Source organism: Streptomyces bottropensis ATCC 25435 (assembly GCF_000383595.1).
Lineage (GTDB): Bacteria > Actinomycetota > Actinomycetes > Streptomycetales > Streptomycetaceae > Streptomyces > Streptomyces bottropensis.
Window position 1 is genome coordinate 1,252,099 of sequence record NZ_KB911581.1, and the last position, 14,430, is coordinate 1,266,528.

Sequence of the window (14,430 nt, forward strand, 5' to 3'; positions counted from 1 at the left end):
CCCCTCCTGACGAACGGTCGGAGGGGCCGCGCACTTTCCCGATCCGCGGCATGCCACCGGATCGCTGTCGAACACCCTCGAAGGGAACCCCATGACGTCTGTGTCCATGGATGCCATCTCCGTCATCCGCACCAAGCGGGACCGCGGTGAACTCAGCGACGAGCAGATCGACTGGGTCATCGACGCGTACACCCGCGGCGAGGTCGCCGACTACCAGATGGCCGCCCTCAACATGGCGATCCTCCTCAACGGCATGGACCGCCGGGAGATCGCCCGCTGGACGGCCGCGATGATCGCCTCCGGCGAGCGCATGGACTTCTCGTCCCTGTCCCGCCCCACCGCCGACAAGCACTCCACGGGTGGCGTCGGCGACAAGATCACCCTTCCGCTCGCCCCCCTGGTGGCGGCCTGCGGCGCGGCCGTTCCCCAGCTCTCGGGCCGGGGCCTCGGCCACACCGGCGGCACCCTCGACAAGCTGGAGTCCATCCCCGGCTGGCGCGCCCTGCTGTCCAACGAGGAGATGCTGAACGTCCTGGACGAGGTGGGCGCGGTCATCTGCGCGGCCGGCGACGGCCTGGCCCCGGCGGACAAGAAGCTCTACGCGCTGCGCGACGTCACCGGCACGGTCGAGGCGATCCCGCTGATCGCCTCCTCCATCATGTCCAAGAAGATCGCCGAGGGGACCGGCTCGCTGGTCCTGGACGTGAAGGTGGGCACGGGAGCCTTCATGAAGACGCTGGAGGACGCCCGAGAGCTGGCCTCCACGATGGTGGGCCTCGGAAACGACCACGGCGTGAGGACGGTCGCCCTGCTCACGGACATGTCGACCCCCCTCGGCCTGACGGCGGGCAACGCCCTGGAGGTCCGCGAGTCGGTCGAGGTCCTGGCGGGCGGCGGCCCGGCGGACGTCGTGGAACTCACCGTCGCCCTGGCCCGCGAGATGCTCGACGCGGCCGGAGTGAAGGACGCCGACCCGGCGAAGGCGCTGGCCGACGGCTCGGCGATGGACGCCTGGCGCCGCATGATCGCGGCCCAGGGCGGCGACCCGGACGCCCCGCTGCCGACCGCGCGCGAACAGCACGTGGTGAAGGCGACCGCCTCCGGCGTCCTGACCCGCCTCGACGCCTACGACATCGGCATCGCCGCCTGGCGCCTCGGCGCCGGACGCGCCCGCAAGGAGGACCCGGTGCAGGCCGGCGCGGGCGTCGAGATGCATGCCAAGCCCGGCGACACGGTGACCGAGGGCCAGCCCCTGCTCACCCTCCACACCGACACCCCGGAGCGCTTCGCGTACGCCCTGGAGGCGGTGACCGGCTCGTACGACATCGCGGCGGCCGGGACGGAGTTCACCCCGTCGCCGGTGGTGCTGGAACGTATCGCCTGACCAGGCCGCACGACCTCTTCGGGGTGCACGGGACCGGTGTGTGCGCCGGTCCCGTGGCGTGCGCGCCGTCGGCCCGTACCGATGAGTTACGTCCGCCCGGCCGGTCTACCGCTCGTGGACGCCATGAAACCCGCTGTACTCGTGCCGGCCGGCCCCGTCACCCGGGAGGAGGTGGCGAGGCTGTGCGACGACGTCCGGGCACTGCTCGGCACCACCCGTACCGGAGTGGTGGTGTGCGATGTCGGGGGCGTCGGACCACCGGGCCTCGGCACCATCGACGCCCTGGCCCGGATGCAGCTCGCCGCCCGGCGGGCCGGGGGCCGGGTACGGCTGCGGGACCCCGACCCCGCGCTGAGCGCGCTACTGCGGCTGGTCGGGCTTGCCTTCGAGGTGGAGGGGCAGGCCGAAGAGGGGGAACCAGCGGGCGGTGTCGAGGAAGCAGTGGAATCCGGCGATCCGGCCCTCTGAGATCTCCAGCGCCTGGACCGCCCAGGCGGTGAACCCGCCGGTGTCCGGGTCCGGCTTGTACTGCGCGAAGCCCGGCAGGCCGTTCACCGCGACCGGCACCAGGTGCGAGCCGGCGCAGGCCGCGCCGAGCGTCGTCATGAACCCGGTGATGTCGTCCGTGCCGGTCAGCCACAGGTCGAACGGCGGCATCGTCATGACCGCGTCCTCGTGCAGCAGGGCCGTCAGCGCCGCCATGTCGTACCCCTCGAAGGCGGCCACATAGCGGTCCAGCAGCTTCTGCTGCTCCTCGTCCAGCGGGTCGGAGACATCGGCCGCCGCGAGCCCCCCGCCCTCGGCGAGGGTCGCGCGGGCCCGCTGCAGGGCGCTGTTCACCGAGGCGACGGACGTGTCGAGCAGCTCGGCGACCTCGCTCGCCCGCCACGCCAGCACCTCACGCAGGATGAGCACCGCCCGCTGCTTCGACGGGAGCTTCTGCAGCGCGGCGACGAACGCCAGCCGCACGGACTCCTTCGCCACGGCGGCCTCCGCCGGGTCGTCGGCCGTCGGCAGCACCCGGGCGTCCGGCACCGGCTCCAGCCAGGTGTTGTCCGGCCGGGGGGAGAGGGCGGCCTGGGCCAGGGGCGTCGAGTCGGTGAGATCCATGGGCCTGGCCCTCTTGTTCCCCGCGGTCAGCATGTCGAGGCACACGTTCGTGGCGATCCGGTACAGCCACGACCGCAGTGACGACCGCCCCTCGAACTTCTCGTAACTGCGCCAGGCCCGGATCATCGTGTCCTGCACGGCGTCCTCCGCCTCGAAGGACGAGCCCAGCATCCGATAGCAGTACCCGGTCAGCTCGACCCGGTGCTTCTCCAACCGGACGTCGAGCTCCGCCGTCGCCGTACCGTCACCCATGGCCAACCCACCCCTGTGGCATACCTGTGCGTACCAACACCTCGGAAGCTACCGCAGCCCACTGACAATGGCCTGGGGAAGGGAGGAAGGAGCAGGTCAGGGGGCGTGAGTGACCACGACGGAGTCAGTGCGCCGGCACCGGCCCGCGCCTGGCCGCGTGGGAACCCACCACGGTGATCCCCACGACTCCCAGCACGGCCAGCAGCCCCATGGAGACGGTCCCGCCCCAGCCCCCCGCGTGGAAGGCGATCGCCCCCAGGGTGCTGCCCGCGCTGGAGCCCACGTAGTACGCGGACTGGTACAGCGCCGACGCCTGGGCGCGGCCCTCCTTCGCCGTGTGGCTGACCGCCGACGACGCGGCGGCGTGACCCGCGAAGAAACCGGCGGTGATGAGGACCAGCCCCAGCAGGACCACGGGGAGGGCGTCGGACAGGGAGACCAGCAGCCCGGTGGCCGTCGTGGCGCCCGCCAGGTACAGCGTGCCGCGCCTGCCCAGGCGGCCGACCAGCTGCCCGGCGGTGGACGCCGACACCGTGCCCACCAGGTAGACGAGGAAGATCGAGCCGATGACGCCCTGCGGCAGCGAGAACGGCTCTCCGGCGAGGCGGTAGCCGATGACCGTGTAGACACCGCCGAAGACCGTCATGAAGAGGGCGCCGATGGCGTACAGCCGGCGCAGCAGCGGGTTCGCCAGGTGGGCGCGGACCGCGCGGGCCAGTACCGCCGGGCGCAGCGACCCCGCCACGAAGTGCTTGGGCGCCGGCAGCAGCAGCCGGAAGGCCACCGCGCATCCCACGGCGATCACCCCGAGCACCCCGAGCGCGACCCGCCAGCCCCACTCCTGGGCGACCCAGCCGGTGACGACCCGCCCGCTCATCCCGCCGACGCTGTTGCCGGCGACGAAGAGGCCGATCGCGGTGATGAGGGCCTTGGGGCGGACCTCCTCGGCGAGGTAGGCGGTCGCGGAGGCCGGCACCCCGGCCAGCGCCGCGCCCTGCACGGCCCGCAGCACCACCAGCGCGCCCAGCGAGGGCGCGAAGGGGATCAGCAGTCCGACCGCCACCGCGACGACCAGCGACGCCGTCATCACCGTGCGCCGCCCGAACCGCTCGGACAGCGCGCTCATCGGCAGCACGAACAGGGCCAGCGCCCCGGTCGCCGCCGACACCGTCCAGCTCGCCGCGCTCGCCGTACTTCCGAAGCCGTCCGAGATCAGCGGCAGCAGAGCCTGCGTGGAGTACAGCAGGGCGAAGGTCGCGACACCCGCGAGGAAGAGCGCCAGGCTCATCCGGCGGTAACCGGGCCCACCCGGGGCCACCCGGGAATCGACGGCGGACGGGGTGGAGGCGGTGGGGGCGACGGCTGAGACGGCGCCCACGGTGGTGGACGCCCCGGTACTTGCGGAAGGCATGCCTCGAAACTACGTACGCCGCCGCTCATCCGTCCAATGCATGGAACCCCCATAATCGTTCCTGTGATGCATCAGCAGAGGTCAGAGCCGCGCCTGTCACCGTCCGGTGACACAGAAGACATCGAGAGCATCGAGGACATCGTCCTGCGGCTCGCCCCCCGCCTCGCCCACTTCGCGGGAGTCGCCCGCATCGAGCACGTCACCCGGGCCGCGCGGGAGATGCGCGTGCCGCAGTCGACGCTGTCGCGTGCCATGGTCCGCCTCGAACAGGACCTGGGCGTCGACCTGTTCGCCCGCCGGGGGCGCACGGTCTCCCTCACCCACGCCGGACGCACCTTCCACGCCTCCGTCGAGCGCGCCCTCGCCGAGATCGAGCGCGCCGCCGACGAGGTCCGCGCCGACGCCGACCCCTCCACCGGCAAGGTCGCCTTCGGCTTCCTGCACACCATGGGCGCCGAGACCGTCCCCGGCCTGCTGCAGGCCTTCCGTGCCGAGCACCCCCGGGTCCGCTTCAGCCTCGTCCAGAACTACGGCGAGGCCATGCTCGAACGCCTGCGCGCGGGTGAACTCGACCTGTGCCTCACGTCCCCCGTCCCGGACGCCCCCGACCTGGTGGCCCGCCGCCTCGACGAACAGAAGCTCCGCCTCGTCGTCCCGGCCGAGCACCGTCTCGCCGCCCGCAAGCGCGTCCGCCTCTCCGAGGCCGCCGACGAAACTTTCGTCACCCTCGAACCCGGCTACGGCATGCGCCGCATCACCGACGACCTCTGCGCGCAGGCGGGCTTCACACCCCGCATCGCCTTCGAGGGCGAGGAGGCGGAGACCCTGCGGGGCCTGGTGGCGGCGGGCCTGGGCGTGGCCCTCCTGCCCCCTCCGGCCGTTCCCCGGCCGGGAGTCGTCGAGCTGACGGTCACCGCCCCCAGAGCGGCCCGCGAGATCGGCGTGGCCTGGCTCGACGGCCACCCCGACACGCCCCCGGTGGCTGCCTTCAAGAAGTTCCTGCTGTCGAGAAGGGGCAACCTGCTGCCCGGCTGAGCCGCGGCAGGGTCAGGGGTGCGGGGCTGTATCGATATGCGGCTCCGCCGCGTGGGCGCGATCAACCACCCACGGCCCGCAGCCGCGAGACGACATCAACCACCCTGACGCGAGCGATGCCCCCCGAAGCCGGAGGCGAGCGGCATCCGCAACCCCAACGGCGGCGGCGCCGCCAGCGCGTCCTCCACCGGCCGCGCGAACGCCCTCCCGAACAGCACCCCCATCACGAAGTCCGAGGCCAGGGCGTGCACCTCGTCCCGGTACTGCGTCAACCCGTGCCGGTCCGCGTGCACCTCGAACCGGCAGATGTCGGGGTTCGTCTTCTTCGCCCGCGCCGCGAACCGGAACGACAGCTCGGGATCCACCCGTTCGTCGTTCGTGCCGTGCACGATCAGCACCCGCCGCCCCGACAACTGCTTCACCGGTTCGGGTGTCGCGGCCACATCCTCCTCGGGCAGCCAGGGAGCGATGGCCAGCACCGAGTTGACGGCCTCGTGCCCGCCCGCGTGCAGCGCCGCCCGCGCGCCCATGTGGAGCCCGGCGAGACACACCGGCACGTCTCCGTACCGCCGCACCACCTCGTCCACGGCCCACTCGGCGTCCCGCGCGAGCCGCGCCTGCGAACCGTTCCACCCCCGGTAGCGGTAGTGCACGACATGGGTCGCGAGCCCCTCCGTACGGCCCACGCGGGCGAGTCGGCGGCCGAGGGAACGCACGGAGGCCGTGGCCCACATGGGGGAGGGTCTGCGAGTGGACGCCTCGTCACCGGCCGGAAGGAGGAGGACCACCCCGTTGACCGTGCTCGGCTCCGGGCCGATCGTCCGCCCAAGTCGGGGCGTACGGACCGGCATTGCTTGCTGCGCCATGACAGAACAGTGTCAGAAGAGATGGTGTACGCCACCCGTCCTGTGGGTCACCGTTGGATATCGACGGGATCGCCCGACGGGCGCTCTACGCGCGTAGGAGGTATCGTACGAAAATGACGAACCAGACCGACCCGACCGGAAACACCCCGGATCCGGACCAGATCCACCGGGCGCCCAAGGTTCTGCTGCACGACCACCTCGACGGCGGCCTGCGCCCCGGAACCATCGTCGAACTCGCCCGCGACAGCGGGTACACCCAGCTTCCGGAGACCGACCCCGACCGGCTCGGCCACTGGTTCCGGGAGGCCGCCGACTCCGGCTCGCTGGAGCGGTATCTGGAGACCTTCTCCCACACCGTCGGCGTCATGCAGACCCGTGAAGCGCTCGTCCGGGTCGCCGCCGAGTGCGCCGAGGATCTCGCCGCCGACGGCGTCGTCTACGCCGAGGTCCGCTACGCCCCCGAACAGCACCTCGAGGCCGGACTCTCCCTCGAAGAGGTCGTCGAGGCCGTCAACGAGGGCTTCCGGGAAGGCGAGCGGCGGGCCAGGACAGGCGGCCGGCGCATCCGGGTCGGCGCCCTGCTCACCGCCATGCGGCACGCGGCCCGCGCCCTGGAGATCGCCGAACTCGCCAACCGCTACCGCGACCTCGGCGTCGTCGGATTCGACATCGCGGGCGCCGAGGCCGGCTACCCGCCCACCCGGCACCTCGACGCCTTCGAGTACCTCAAGCGCGAGAACAACCACTTCACGATCCACGCCGGTGAGGCCTTCGGGCTCCCCTCCATCTGGCAGGCGTTGCAGTGGTGCGGCGCCGACCGGCTCGGCCACGGCGTGCGCATCATCGACGACATCCAGGTCCACGAGGACGGCTCCGTGAAGCTCGGCCGCCTCGCCTCCTACGTCCGCGACAAGCGCATCCCGCTGGAGATGTGCCCCAGCTCCAACCTCCAGACCGGCGCGGCCCGTTCGTACGCCGAGCACCCCATCGGGCTGCTGCGGCGGCTGCACTTCCGGGCCACCGTGAACACGGACAACCGGCTGATGTCGTACACGAGCATGAGCCGTGAATTCGAGCATCTTGTCGATGCCTTCGGTTACACGCTCGACGACATGCAGTGGTTCTCGGTCAATGCTATGAAGTCAGCATTCATTCCTTTCGATGAACGACTGGCCATGATCAATGACGTGATCAAGCCCGGATATGCCGAGTTGAAATCCGAATGGCTGTTCCGGCAAACGGCCTCCACCAGCGGTTCTGTCGACGAGCCGAGCTGAACGGCGACTTCGGGAGGCGGCCGCGTCCATGGCGACGCGGCCGCTTTTCGATGTTTGCCTCCGGCGGGACTTTGGTGTTTACGTTTCGGCACCGCTCACCACCCGCCACACGCATTCCAAGGACGCATTCAACATGAAGCAGTCTGCTGCCAAGACCCTCGGTGTCGCCGTCGTCGGTGCCGCCATCGCCGCTGCGGGCGCGGGCGCCGCGAACGCCGCCCCGAGCGTCCCCGAGGCCTCCCAGGCCCTCGGCACCGTCACCCAGGCGCTGCCCGTGGAGAACGTGACCAAGGCGCTGCCGGCCGCCAGTGGTGCCCTCGCCCAGGGTCAGAGCGCGCTCGGCGCCGGCCTGGCGGCGGCCCAGCCCGCCGCCGCCAACGTCCTCGCCGAGGGCCCCACCGCCCCCGTCGCCGGGCTGCTCGGCGGCCTGCCCGTCGGTAAGGCCCTCCCCACCAAGGGTCTCGGCGTCAACGGCCTGCCCCTCGGTGGCGGCGCCTGAGCCGCACCACGCCCTCCGTACGGGGCGCATCCCTGGAGGGTGCGCCCCGTCGGCGTGCGCGTCACCAGGCCGCGCGCGCCTTGCCCTCCGCGGGGAAGAGGATCCAAAGGGCTATGTAGAGCAGGAACTGCGGGCCGGGAAGCAGACACGACACCAGGAAGATCACGCGCATCGTGGTCGCGGAGGTGCCGAAGCGCCGTGCCAGCGCGGCGCACACTCCGCCGATCATCCGGCCTTCGGTGGGGCGGGCAAGGCGGTTCATGAGGGCTCCTTCGTCGGTGTAGGACACCGGCCCGCGGGGCCGGCGGTGGGGCGAGGCCTTCCTCGGCCATCGCTCTCTTTTCCACACCTTCGACGCTACGGTGACGAAGCGGACGAAGCGTCCCTCTATGGAGCCATCCCGACCCTGTGAATCGTCGGGGTCCGACCCTGAGGCACCTCTTCGGGGCGCGAGCGCTCCGCCCGCACCCGGGTCTCCGCCCTGCGCCGCAGCGCGGACCTGACCACCGGCACCACCGCGAGATGGGCGAGGCCGACGCCGAGCGAGTTCAGCAGGATCGAGTCGATGTCGACGACCTGCCCCGGCACCCCCGTCTGCAACAACTCGATGGCCAGCGACAACAGCGCCCCGGCCGCCACCGACCGGGCCAGCGACGCCAGCGGCGACCCGGCCAGCCTCCCGTGCGCCAGCGGCAGCAGGACGCCCAGCGGAGCGAGCAGTGCCAGCCCCTCACCGATCCGGTGGGCCGCCTCCGGCCACCCCAGGGCCAGATCCGCTCTGATCCCCGCGAACGGCCGCAGATTCGCGGGGCTCATCCAGGTGACGTCCAGCGGACGCAGCGTGATCCAGGCAACGACCGCGAGATGCACGGCGAGGAGAACACCCCCCGCCGCGCGGACACGGATCCCGGCGCTACGGCCGTTCGTACCTTGAGGCTGCACGCCCCCCAAGACGCGGCCCCCGGCACGATCGGTTCCGCTGTCTTCGCGCGGCTCGGTCGCCGCCGGGGCGCAGCGGCCCGTGTCGAGCCTTCGGCTCATTCACCGGCCCTGTCGCGGTCGGCCGGGTGGTGGGCCCAGGGCGGCGAGCCGCCCGACTCGAAAACCCACGGCCGTCCGGCTCAGGAACCCCCGACCTCCGTGGACGGCGGCTTGCCCGCCCCCGGGGTCGACTGGGTCTCCGAGGCGCACTCGTAGCGGCGCAGCGACTCGGCGCTCGTGCTGCCGAGGACCACCGAGCCGTTGTCGCCCGCGGCCGCGGAGTCTGCGAAGGTGCAGACGATCTGGGCGAGGGCATACCTGGGGAGGGCGTCGGGGGCGGTGGACAGGCGCAGGGCGTCCTCGGGGTCGCCGGGCGCGGGGCCCGTCACCGTGAGGCCGGGCGGGACGGCGGTGCCGTAGCCGGCCTCGTCCTCTATACGGGTGGGGGCGGCGGCCAGGGCGTCCAGCAGGCCCTGGGCGACGGCGACGCGCCGGCGGGCCTCGTCGGTGCCCTCGGCGACCTCCACCGAGCGGTTCACCCGCACCAGTGCCCCGGAGCACAGGAGGAACACCTCGACCGGCATCCCGGAGGGCGTTGTGTGGGGCGTGATGTCCGTCACCGACAGCTCGCACGGCACCATCGAGGGCGCCGGGCCGAAGTCCGTCGGCACCTGCGTCGCCCGGATGCCGCAGCCGGCCAGCAGCCCGGCCAGCGCGCCGGTGGCGGCCAGGACCCGCACGCCGCGCGCGCGTGGGACCCGTACCCGTACGTCTGGCACTCGCACGCCCCGTGTTCCCTCGTCTTCCCGTCGCCGGGTGCCTCGTATCGTCACAGGCCGGCCCCCTCGGTGCCCTGCGGGCCGCCGTCGGCCTGCTCGCCGTCCCGCTCGTCCGCGATCAGCGAGGCCGCGTCGCGGGGCAGGCGGAGGGTGAAGACCGCACCGCCCTCGGGGGAGTTGGCGGCGGTGATGCCGCCGCCGTGGATGTGGGCGTTCTCCAGGGCGATGGACAGGCCGAGGCCGCTGCCCTCGGAGCGGGGGCGGGAGGCGCTCGCCTTGTAGAAACGGTCGAAGACGTGCGGGAGGACGTCCTCGGGGATGCCGGGGCCGTGGTCCCGTACCTCGATCAGCAGGTCCGCGTCGCTCTTGTCGCCCGCGCGCACCGAGACACGCACCGGCGAACCGCCGTGCTTGAGCGCGTTGCCGATCAGGTTCGCCAGGATCACGTCTAGGCGGCGCGGGTCGAGGTTGACGATGATGCCGCGCTCGGCGTCCAGGTCCACCGCGTCCAGCCAGGCGCGGGCGTCGATGCAGGCGGTGATCTGGTCGGCGATGTCCACGTCGTCGAGGACGAGACGGGCCGTGCCCGCGTCGAAGCGGGTGACCTCCATCAGGTTCTCGACCAGGTCGTTCAGGCGCCGGGTCTCGCTGACGACGAGCCGGACCGCCGGTTCGATCATGGGGTCGAGGCTGCCGGTGTCGGCGTCCAGTTCCTCCTCCAGCACCTCCGTGACGGCGGTGATCGCCGTCAGCGGTGTCCGGAGTTCGTGCGACATGTCGGCGACGAAGCGTCTGGACGCCTCCTCGCGGGCGCTCATGTCGTCGACCTTCTTCTCCAGCGACTCCGCCGCGAGGTTGAACGTCCGGGAGAGGTCGGCCAGTTCGTCCGTGCCCGAGACACGCAGCCGGGTGTCGAGCTTGCCCTCGCCGAGCCGCCGGGCGGCGACACCGAGGCGCTGCACCGGCTTCAGCACGGTCGTCGCGGCGGCCTGCGCGAGCAGCGCCGAGCCGATCAGCGACAGGCCGGTGGCGATCCCGAGCGACCAGGCCAGCGAGTTGAGGTCCTTCGCCTCCTCGGCGAGTGACTTGCGCATGTACCCGGTCGGCCCGCCGCCGATCATCTTCGCGCCGCCCACCAGATAGGGGGTGTCGCCGTCGATGACCCGCTGCCAGTACACGTGGTACGCGTGCTTGTTGCCCGACGTGAGTTTCTGCCGCTTGTCGACGGCCTTCTGCAGGGACGCCGGCACGTCGTCCAGCGAGAACCCGTCGAGCGCGTTGTCGGTCGAGGACCCCGAGACCGTCCGGCCGTCGGCGTCCTCGGCGACCAGCAGCACGCTGGAACGCTCGCCGCCGTCCGCCATCTTCCGTGCCGCGAGGCGCAGTTGGTCCTGTGTGGGGTTCGGGCGCAGCGTGCTCACATGGCTCTGCATCTCGCGCTCGAAGTCGTTGAGCGCCGCGTCCTGCGCGCGGGTCTGCACGGCCTCGCGGTTGAGCCAGTACGCGATGCCGGACGCCGACACGGCGGCCGTGAGCGCCACCAGACCGAAGACGACCACCAGCCGCAGCCGCAGGCTGGTGAAACGGATCCGGGACTGCACTTTCCTGCGAGCCGCGGCCCAGCCGCGGATCCCCCCCGAAGCCTTCGTCACTGAGGAGTGTCCAACCGGTAGCCCACGCCGCGCACGGTACGGATCAGGGTCGGCGACGACGGCACGTCCTCGACCTTGGCGCGCAGCCGCTGCACACACGCGTCCACCAGACGGGAGTCGCCCAGGTAGTCGTGCTCCCACACCAGACGCAGCAACTGCTGCCGCGACAGCGCCTGTCCGGGGCGGCGGCTCAGCTCCAGCAGCAGCCGCAGCTCGGTGGGCGTCAGCTGGAGGTCCTCGCCGTTCTTCGTCACGGTCATCGCCGCGCGGTCGATCACGAGGGAGCCGAAGGTCGCCGCGTCGTTGGCCTCGCGCTCGCCGCGCCGCAGCACCGCGCGGATACGGGCGTCCAGGACCCTCCCCTGCACGGGCTTGACCACGTAGTCGTCCGCGCCCGACTCCAGGCCCACCACGACGTCGATGTCGTCGCTGCGCGCCGTCAGCAGGATGATCGGCAGCTGGTCGGTGCGCCGGATCCGTCGGCACACCTCGAAGCCGTCGATTCCAGGCAGCATCACGTCCAAAACGATCAGATCAGGCCGCTGTTCGCGCAGCAGCTTGAGGCCATCCTCGCCGGTGGCGGCGGTGGCGACACGGTGCCCCTGGCGCGTCAGTGAGAGCTCCAGGGCCGTGCGGATGGCGTCGTCGTCCTCGATCAGCAACAGGGAAGGCACGGGCTCATTCTGGCCCATGGCATGGCGCCGAATCGACCGTTGGAGCGCTCCCACCCCACACCCGCACACGATCGTGCCGTTCGCGTAGCCGTACGACTCTTCTCTGTGATCAACCTGTGCCCCGGCTGGGCCCGACCCCTGTGACAGCTCTGTGACAGTCGGCGGACACGGCCATGAAGGTGAACCGGCAATCTTCTCGGCACAGGCAAGGAAACGCCGCCCGACAGCACCAAGGGGCGGAGCCGGGGAGCACGAAGAACCACAGCACAGCACCACGACCGGAAGTCCACGACGGGGGGCGCGAGATGAACACACTGCACGGCAACAGCACTGGCGCAGTTGTCACGCGTCTCCACGACGTCGTCCGGAACACGGAGAAGTCCGGTGCCGTGAGCGGGCGGGGGTGCGCTCGCGGCACCGGGCGTCAGCACACCACGTACATGTCGGTGGTTGACGCGCATGTGGCGGGAAGCACCACGGGGGTCGCCCACGGGGGAACGGGGGCGGCGGGGACCGCGTACGGGGAGGACACGGGGGAGCGCCGGTCTGTGTCGGAGGCGGAGTTCACCGCCTACGTCCAGGAGCGTCGTGCCTCCCTGTACGCGACGGCCTACCACCTGACCGGTGACCGCTTCGAGGCCGAGGACCTGCTGCAGAGCGCGCTGTTCTCGACCTACCGGGCCTGGGACCGGATCAGTGACAAGGCCGCGGTCGGGGGCTACCTCCGCCGCACCATGACCAATCTGCACATCAGCGCGTGGCGTCGCCGCAAGCTGAACGAGTACCCGACCGAGGAGCTGCCGGAGACGGCCGGCGACACGGACGCGATGCGCGGCACCGAACTGCGCGCCGTCCTGTGGCAGGCGCTCGCCCGGCTCCCCGAACTCCAGCGGACGATGCTGGTCCTTCGTTACTACGAGGGCCGCACGGACCCGGAGATCGCGGAGATCCTCGACATCAGTGTCGGCACGGTGAAGTCGAGCATCTGGCGGTCGCTCCGCCGGCTGCGCGAGGACGAGGTCCTCAGCTTCGGCCGTGACGAGGAGGAGTCCTTCGGGGAGCTTGTCGCCTGAAGGTCTGCGGGGGGAACGGGGGACGGGGGAAAAGCGGGGGGAGCACGGGGGAGGCGAGGGACGTCACGGTGGCGCGGGGGAGCGCCGGCGTGACGGCCGGGGGGTGACCGGCGGGGTCCGGGGGGACCACGACGGTGCAACGGGGAACACGGGGGACACGGGGGAAGCGGGACTGGAGGGCCGGGGGGTCCGTCCAGTCCCGTTTTCATGTCCGCCTCGGGTCCGCCCTCAGGCCGTCGCCCTCGCGCCGTGGCCCGCGGTGGCCGCCGCCAGACGCCCCAGCGCCTCGTCCCTGTCGCACGGGTGGGCGCCCAACTCCGTCTGGCGGTTCACGATCGAGCGCTCCAGCCGCATCAGCCGCCAGCCGCGCCGCAGCAGGAACGGCACCGACTTGCGGCCCTCGCGCAGATCGCGCAGGAAGCGGCGGCGGAACGTCGTCACCGCACCACGGGTCAGGCACAGCGCGTCCGCCAGCAGGCCCAGTTCGCGGCAGCGCCCGACGATCTCGGCGGCGAAGATGCCCTCGGCGATGAACACCGGCGTCCGCCCGATGTCCAGGGCCTCCGCGCCGGTCCGCGCGCTGAGCGAGATGTCGTAGGCGGGGACGGTCGTACGGCTCGTGCGGCACAGCTCCTCGATCGCCGCGACGGCGGTGTCCGCGTCCCACGACAGCGGGTGGTCCCAGTCGATGTCCGTGCTGCCCGCGACCTGCGGCAGCGTCGGGTCGTCACCCTCCTTGTAGAAGTCGTCCAGCCGCAGCACGGGCAGGCCGGAGCGGGCGGCGAGGAGGGACTTGCCTGAGCCGGACGGGCCGGACAGCAGGACGACCCGGGTCGGTATCGGAGGATGCGCGCTCACGAGAGTCCAGTGTGAGGCATCACGCGGCTCCCGCCGAGTCGGCGGGTCGCCCTTGGAGCGCACATCACACCTCAACTACCGTATGTGTCTCTATGATTACTTTGCGCATGGAAAAAACGGCACAGGAGAAGGTGGCACCACCGATGGCTCGACTCTCACTCCCGGCTTCCCAGAACCCCTCCGCGCGGCGCGCGTTGCTGGCCGTCACCACCGCGGGGCTCGCCCTCGGCGCGGGCGCCGGTACGGCCGCCGCGGCGGACGGCGCCGTCCCGGTCGTCGACGTGCTGCGCACCCGGCCCACCTCGCTCGGCCAGGTCGACCCGCAGGCGGGTCTGCAGGCCCTGACCGGCACGCTCGGGTACGTCACCGGGCCGGTCGCGGGACTCAAGCCCAACCCGCTGGCGGGCACCGGGGTCGACCCGCTCGACAACGGGGTGGGCACCCAGCTGGCCGACTTCCGGCCGCTGACGTCGACGGCCCTGACCGGGCCGGTGGCGCAGGCGCCGTCGATCGGGAGCATTCCGGTGCTGGGGCAGGTGGTGGGCGGGTTGCGCTGAGCCGCCCGTGAGGAGCGCGGGC

At 71.8% G+C, this 14,430-nt stretch carries 16 protein-coding genes; 7 read left to right on the forward strand and 9 right to left on the reverse strand.

Translation table 11 applies throughout. The annotated features are described in order from the left end of the window. The first annotated feature begins 100 nt into the window (after positions 1–100). Both STRBO_RS0105665 and STRBO_RS0105670 read left to right on the forward strand, forming a co-directional pair. On the forward strand, positions 101–1,384 hold the full coding sequence (locus tag STRBO_RS0105665) for a thymidine phosphorylase (RefSeq protein WP_028796476.1): 1,284 nt from the start codon (positions 101–103) through the stop codon (positions 1,382–1,384). A gap of 123 nt (positions 1,385–1,507) precedes the next feature. Next, positions 1,508–1,852 carry an STAS domain-containing protein gene (locus tag STRBO_RS0105670; RefSeq protein WP_237547583.1) on the forward strand — a complete coding sequence of 115 codons (345 nt, stop codon included), beginning with the start codon at positions 1,508–1,510 and terminating at the stop codon, positions 1,850–1,852. On the opposite strand, the gene STRBO_RS0105675 is transcribed toward STRBO_RS0105670, so the two are convergent. Both STRBO_RS0105675 and STRBO_RS0105680 read right to left on the reverse strand, forming a co-directional pair. Then, positions 1,745–2,746: a sigma-70 family RNA polymerase sigma factor gene (locus tag STRBO_RS0105675; RefSeq protein ID WP_005480943.1), complete on the reverse strand. Its 1,002-nt coding sequence runs from the start codon at positions 2,744–2,746 to the stop codon at positions 1,745–1,747. The genes STRBO_RS0105670 and STRBO_RS0105675 overlap by 108 nt on opposite strands. A 124-nt stretch (positions 2,747–2,870) precedes the next feature. Then, a complete protein-coding gene (locus tag STRBO_RS0105680) occupies positions 2,871–4,157 on the reverse strand; it encodes an MFS transporter (protein ID WP_005480941.1) in 1,287 nt (428 codons plus the stop codon). 66 nt (positions 4,158–4,223) lie between these two features. Here STRBO_RS0105680 and STRBO_RS0105685 point away from each other — a divergent pair, with 66 nt between their 5' ends. Next, a complete protein-coding gene (locus STRBO_RS0105685; RefSeq protein WP_005480940.1) occupies positions 4,224–5,192 on the forward strand; it encodes a LysR family transcriptional regulator in 969 nt (322 codons plus the stop codon). A gap of 95 nt (positions 5,193–5,287) precedes the next feature. On the opposite strand, the gene STRBO_RS0105690 is transcribed toward STRBO_RS0105685, so the two are convergent. Beyond that, a complete protein-coding gene (locus STRBO_RS0105690) occupies positions 5,288–6,058 on the reverse strand; it encodes a prolyl oligopeptidase family serine peptidase (protein ID WP_028796479.1) in 771 nt (256 codons plus the stop codon). A gap of 113 nt (positions 6,059–6,171) precedes the next feature. On the opposite strand from STRBO_RS0105690, the gene STRBO_RS0105695 reads away from it, so the two are divergent. Both STRBO_RS0105695 and STRBO_RS0105700 read left to right on the forward strand, forming a co-directional pair. Next, positions 6,172–7,335: an adenosine deaminase gene (locus tag STRBO_RS0105695; RefSeq protein ID WP_005480937.1), complete on the forward strand. Its 1,164-nt coding sequence runs from the start codon at positions 6,172–6,174 to the stop codon at positions 7,333–7,335. A gap of 133 nt (positions 7,336–7,468) precedes the next feature. Then, complete coding sequence (locus tag STRBO_RS0105700) at positions 7,469–7,834, forward strand: hypothetical protein (RefSeq protein WP_005480936.1); 366 nt, start codon at positions 7,469–7,471, stop codon at positions 7,832–7,834. A gap of 61 nt (positions 7,835–7,895) precedes the next feature. Here the strand turns inward: STRBO_RS0105700 and STRBO_RS0105705 are convergent, their stop codons facing one another. The 5 genes from STRBO_RS0105705 to afsQ1 all read right to left on the reverse strand — a co-directional run bounded on the left by STRBO_RS0105705 (position 7,896) and on the right by afsQ1 (position 11,920). Beyond that, positions 7,896–8,096 carry a PspC domain-containing protein gene (locus STRBO_RS0105705; protein WP_028796480.1) on the reverse strand — a complete coding sequence of 67 codons (201 nt, stop codon included), beginning with the start codon at positions 8,094–8,096 and terminating at the stop codon, positions 7,896–7,898. 125 nt (positions 8,097–8,221) lie between these two features. Next, positions 8,222–8,704 (reverse strand): VanZ family protein, encoded by a 483-nt coding sequence (locus STRBO_RS0105710; RefSeq protein WP_005480934.1) that lies wholly within the window; start codon positions 8,702–8,704, stop codon positions 8,222–8,224. Positions 8,705–8,955: 251 nt separating this feature from the next. Continuing rightward, on the reverse strand, positions 8,956–9,600 hold the full coding sequence (locus tag STRBO_RS0105715; protein ID WP_381288395.1) for a hypothetical protein: 645 nt from the start codon (positions 9,598–9,600) through the stop codon (positions 8,956–8,958). Positions 9,601–9,644: 44 nt separating this feature from the next. Then, positions 9,645–11,246, reverse strand: a complete 1,602-nt coding sequence (locus STRBO_RS0105720) for an ATP-binding protein (RefSeq protein WP_028796482.1) — start codon at positions 11,244–11,246, stop codon at positions 9,645–9,647. Further along, positions 11,243–11,920 carry a two-component system response regulator AfsQ1 gene (gene afsQ1, locus STRBO_RS0105725; RefSeq protein ID WP_013001223.1) on the reverse strand — a complete coding sequence of 226 codons (678 nt, stop codon included), beginning with the start codon at positions 11,918–11,920 and terminating at the stop codon, positions 11,243–11,245. Before afsQ1 ends, STRBO_RS0105720 begins: the two co-directional genes overlap by 4 nt. A 305-nt stretch (positions 11,921–12,225) precedes the next feature. Between afsQ1 and STRBO_RS0105730 the strand changes: the two genes are divergently transcribed. Further along, the gene (locus STRBO_RS0105730) at positions 12,226–12,993 is read left to right on the forward strand and encodes a SigE family RNA polymerase sigma factor (protein ID WP_005480929.1); all 768 of its coding nucleotides are present in this window, start codon (positions 12,226–12,228) and stop codon (positions 12,991–12,993) included. A 228-nt stretch (positions 12,994–13,221) separates the two neighbouring features. Here STRBO_RS0105730 and STRBO_RS0105735 read toward each other — a convergent pair whose 3' ends face one another. Further along, entirely contained in the window at positions 13,222–13,851 is a 630-nt protein-coding gene (locus tag STRBO_RS0105735; protein WP_005480928.1) for a uridine kinase family protein, read from the reverse strand. Between the two features lie 143 nt (positions 13,852–13,994). Between STRBO_RS0105735 and STRBO_RS0105740 the strand changes: the two genes are divergently transcribed. After that, the gene (locus STRBO_RS0105740) at positions 13,995–14,408 is read left to right on the forward strand and encodes a hypothetical protein (protein WP_020113906.1); all 414 of its coding nucleotides are present in this window, start codon (positions 13,995–13,997) and stop codon (positions 14,406–14,408) included. The last annotated feature ends 22 nt before the right edge of the window (positions 14,409–14,430 follow it).

Bases quoted from the DNA above. Each gene is read 5' to 3' on its own strand.
- STRBO_RS0105670 (WP_237547583.1), top strand. From the start codon at position 1,508: ATGAAACCCGCTGTACTCGTGCCGGCCGGCCCCGTCACCCGGGAGGAG.
- STRBO_RS0105675 (WP_005480943.1), bottom strand. From the start codon at position 2,746: ATGGGTGACGGTACGGCGACGGCGGAGCTCGACGTCCGGTTGGAGAAG.
- STRBO_RS0105680 (WP_005480941.1), bottom strand. From the start codon at position 4,157: ATGCCTTCCGCAAGTACCGGGGCGTCCACCACCGTGGGCGCCGTCTCA.
- STRBO_RS0105685 (WP_005480940.1), top strand. From the start codon at position 4,224: ATGCATCAGCAGAGGTCAGAGCCGCGCCTGTCACCGTCCGGTGACACA.
- STRBO_RS0105690 (WP_028796479.1), bottom strand. From the start codon at position 6,058: ATGGCGCAGCAAGCAATGCCGGTCCGTACGCCCCGACTTGGGCGGACG.
- STRBO_RS0105695 (WP_005480937.1), top strand. From the start codon at position 6,172: ATGACGAACCAGACCGACCCGACCGGAAACACCCCGGATCCGGACCAG.
- STRBO_RS0105700 (WP_005480936.1), top strand. From the start codon at position 7,469: ATGAAGCAGTCTGCTGCCAAGACCCTCGGTGTCGCCGTCGTCGGTGCC.
- STRBO_RS0105705 (WP_028796480.1), bottom strand. From the start codon at position 8,096: ATGAACCGCCTTGCCCGCCCCACCGAAGGCCGGATGATCGGCGGAGTG.
- STRBO_RS0105730 (WP_005480929.1), top strand. From the start codon at position 12,226: ATGAACACACTGCACGGCAACAGCACTGGCGCAGTTGTCACGCGTCTC.
- STRBO_RS0105740 (WP_020113906.1), top strand. From the start codon at position 13,995: ATGGCTCGACTCTCACTCCCGGCTTCCCAGAACCCCTCCGCGCGGCGC.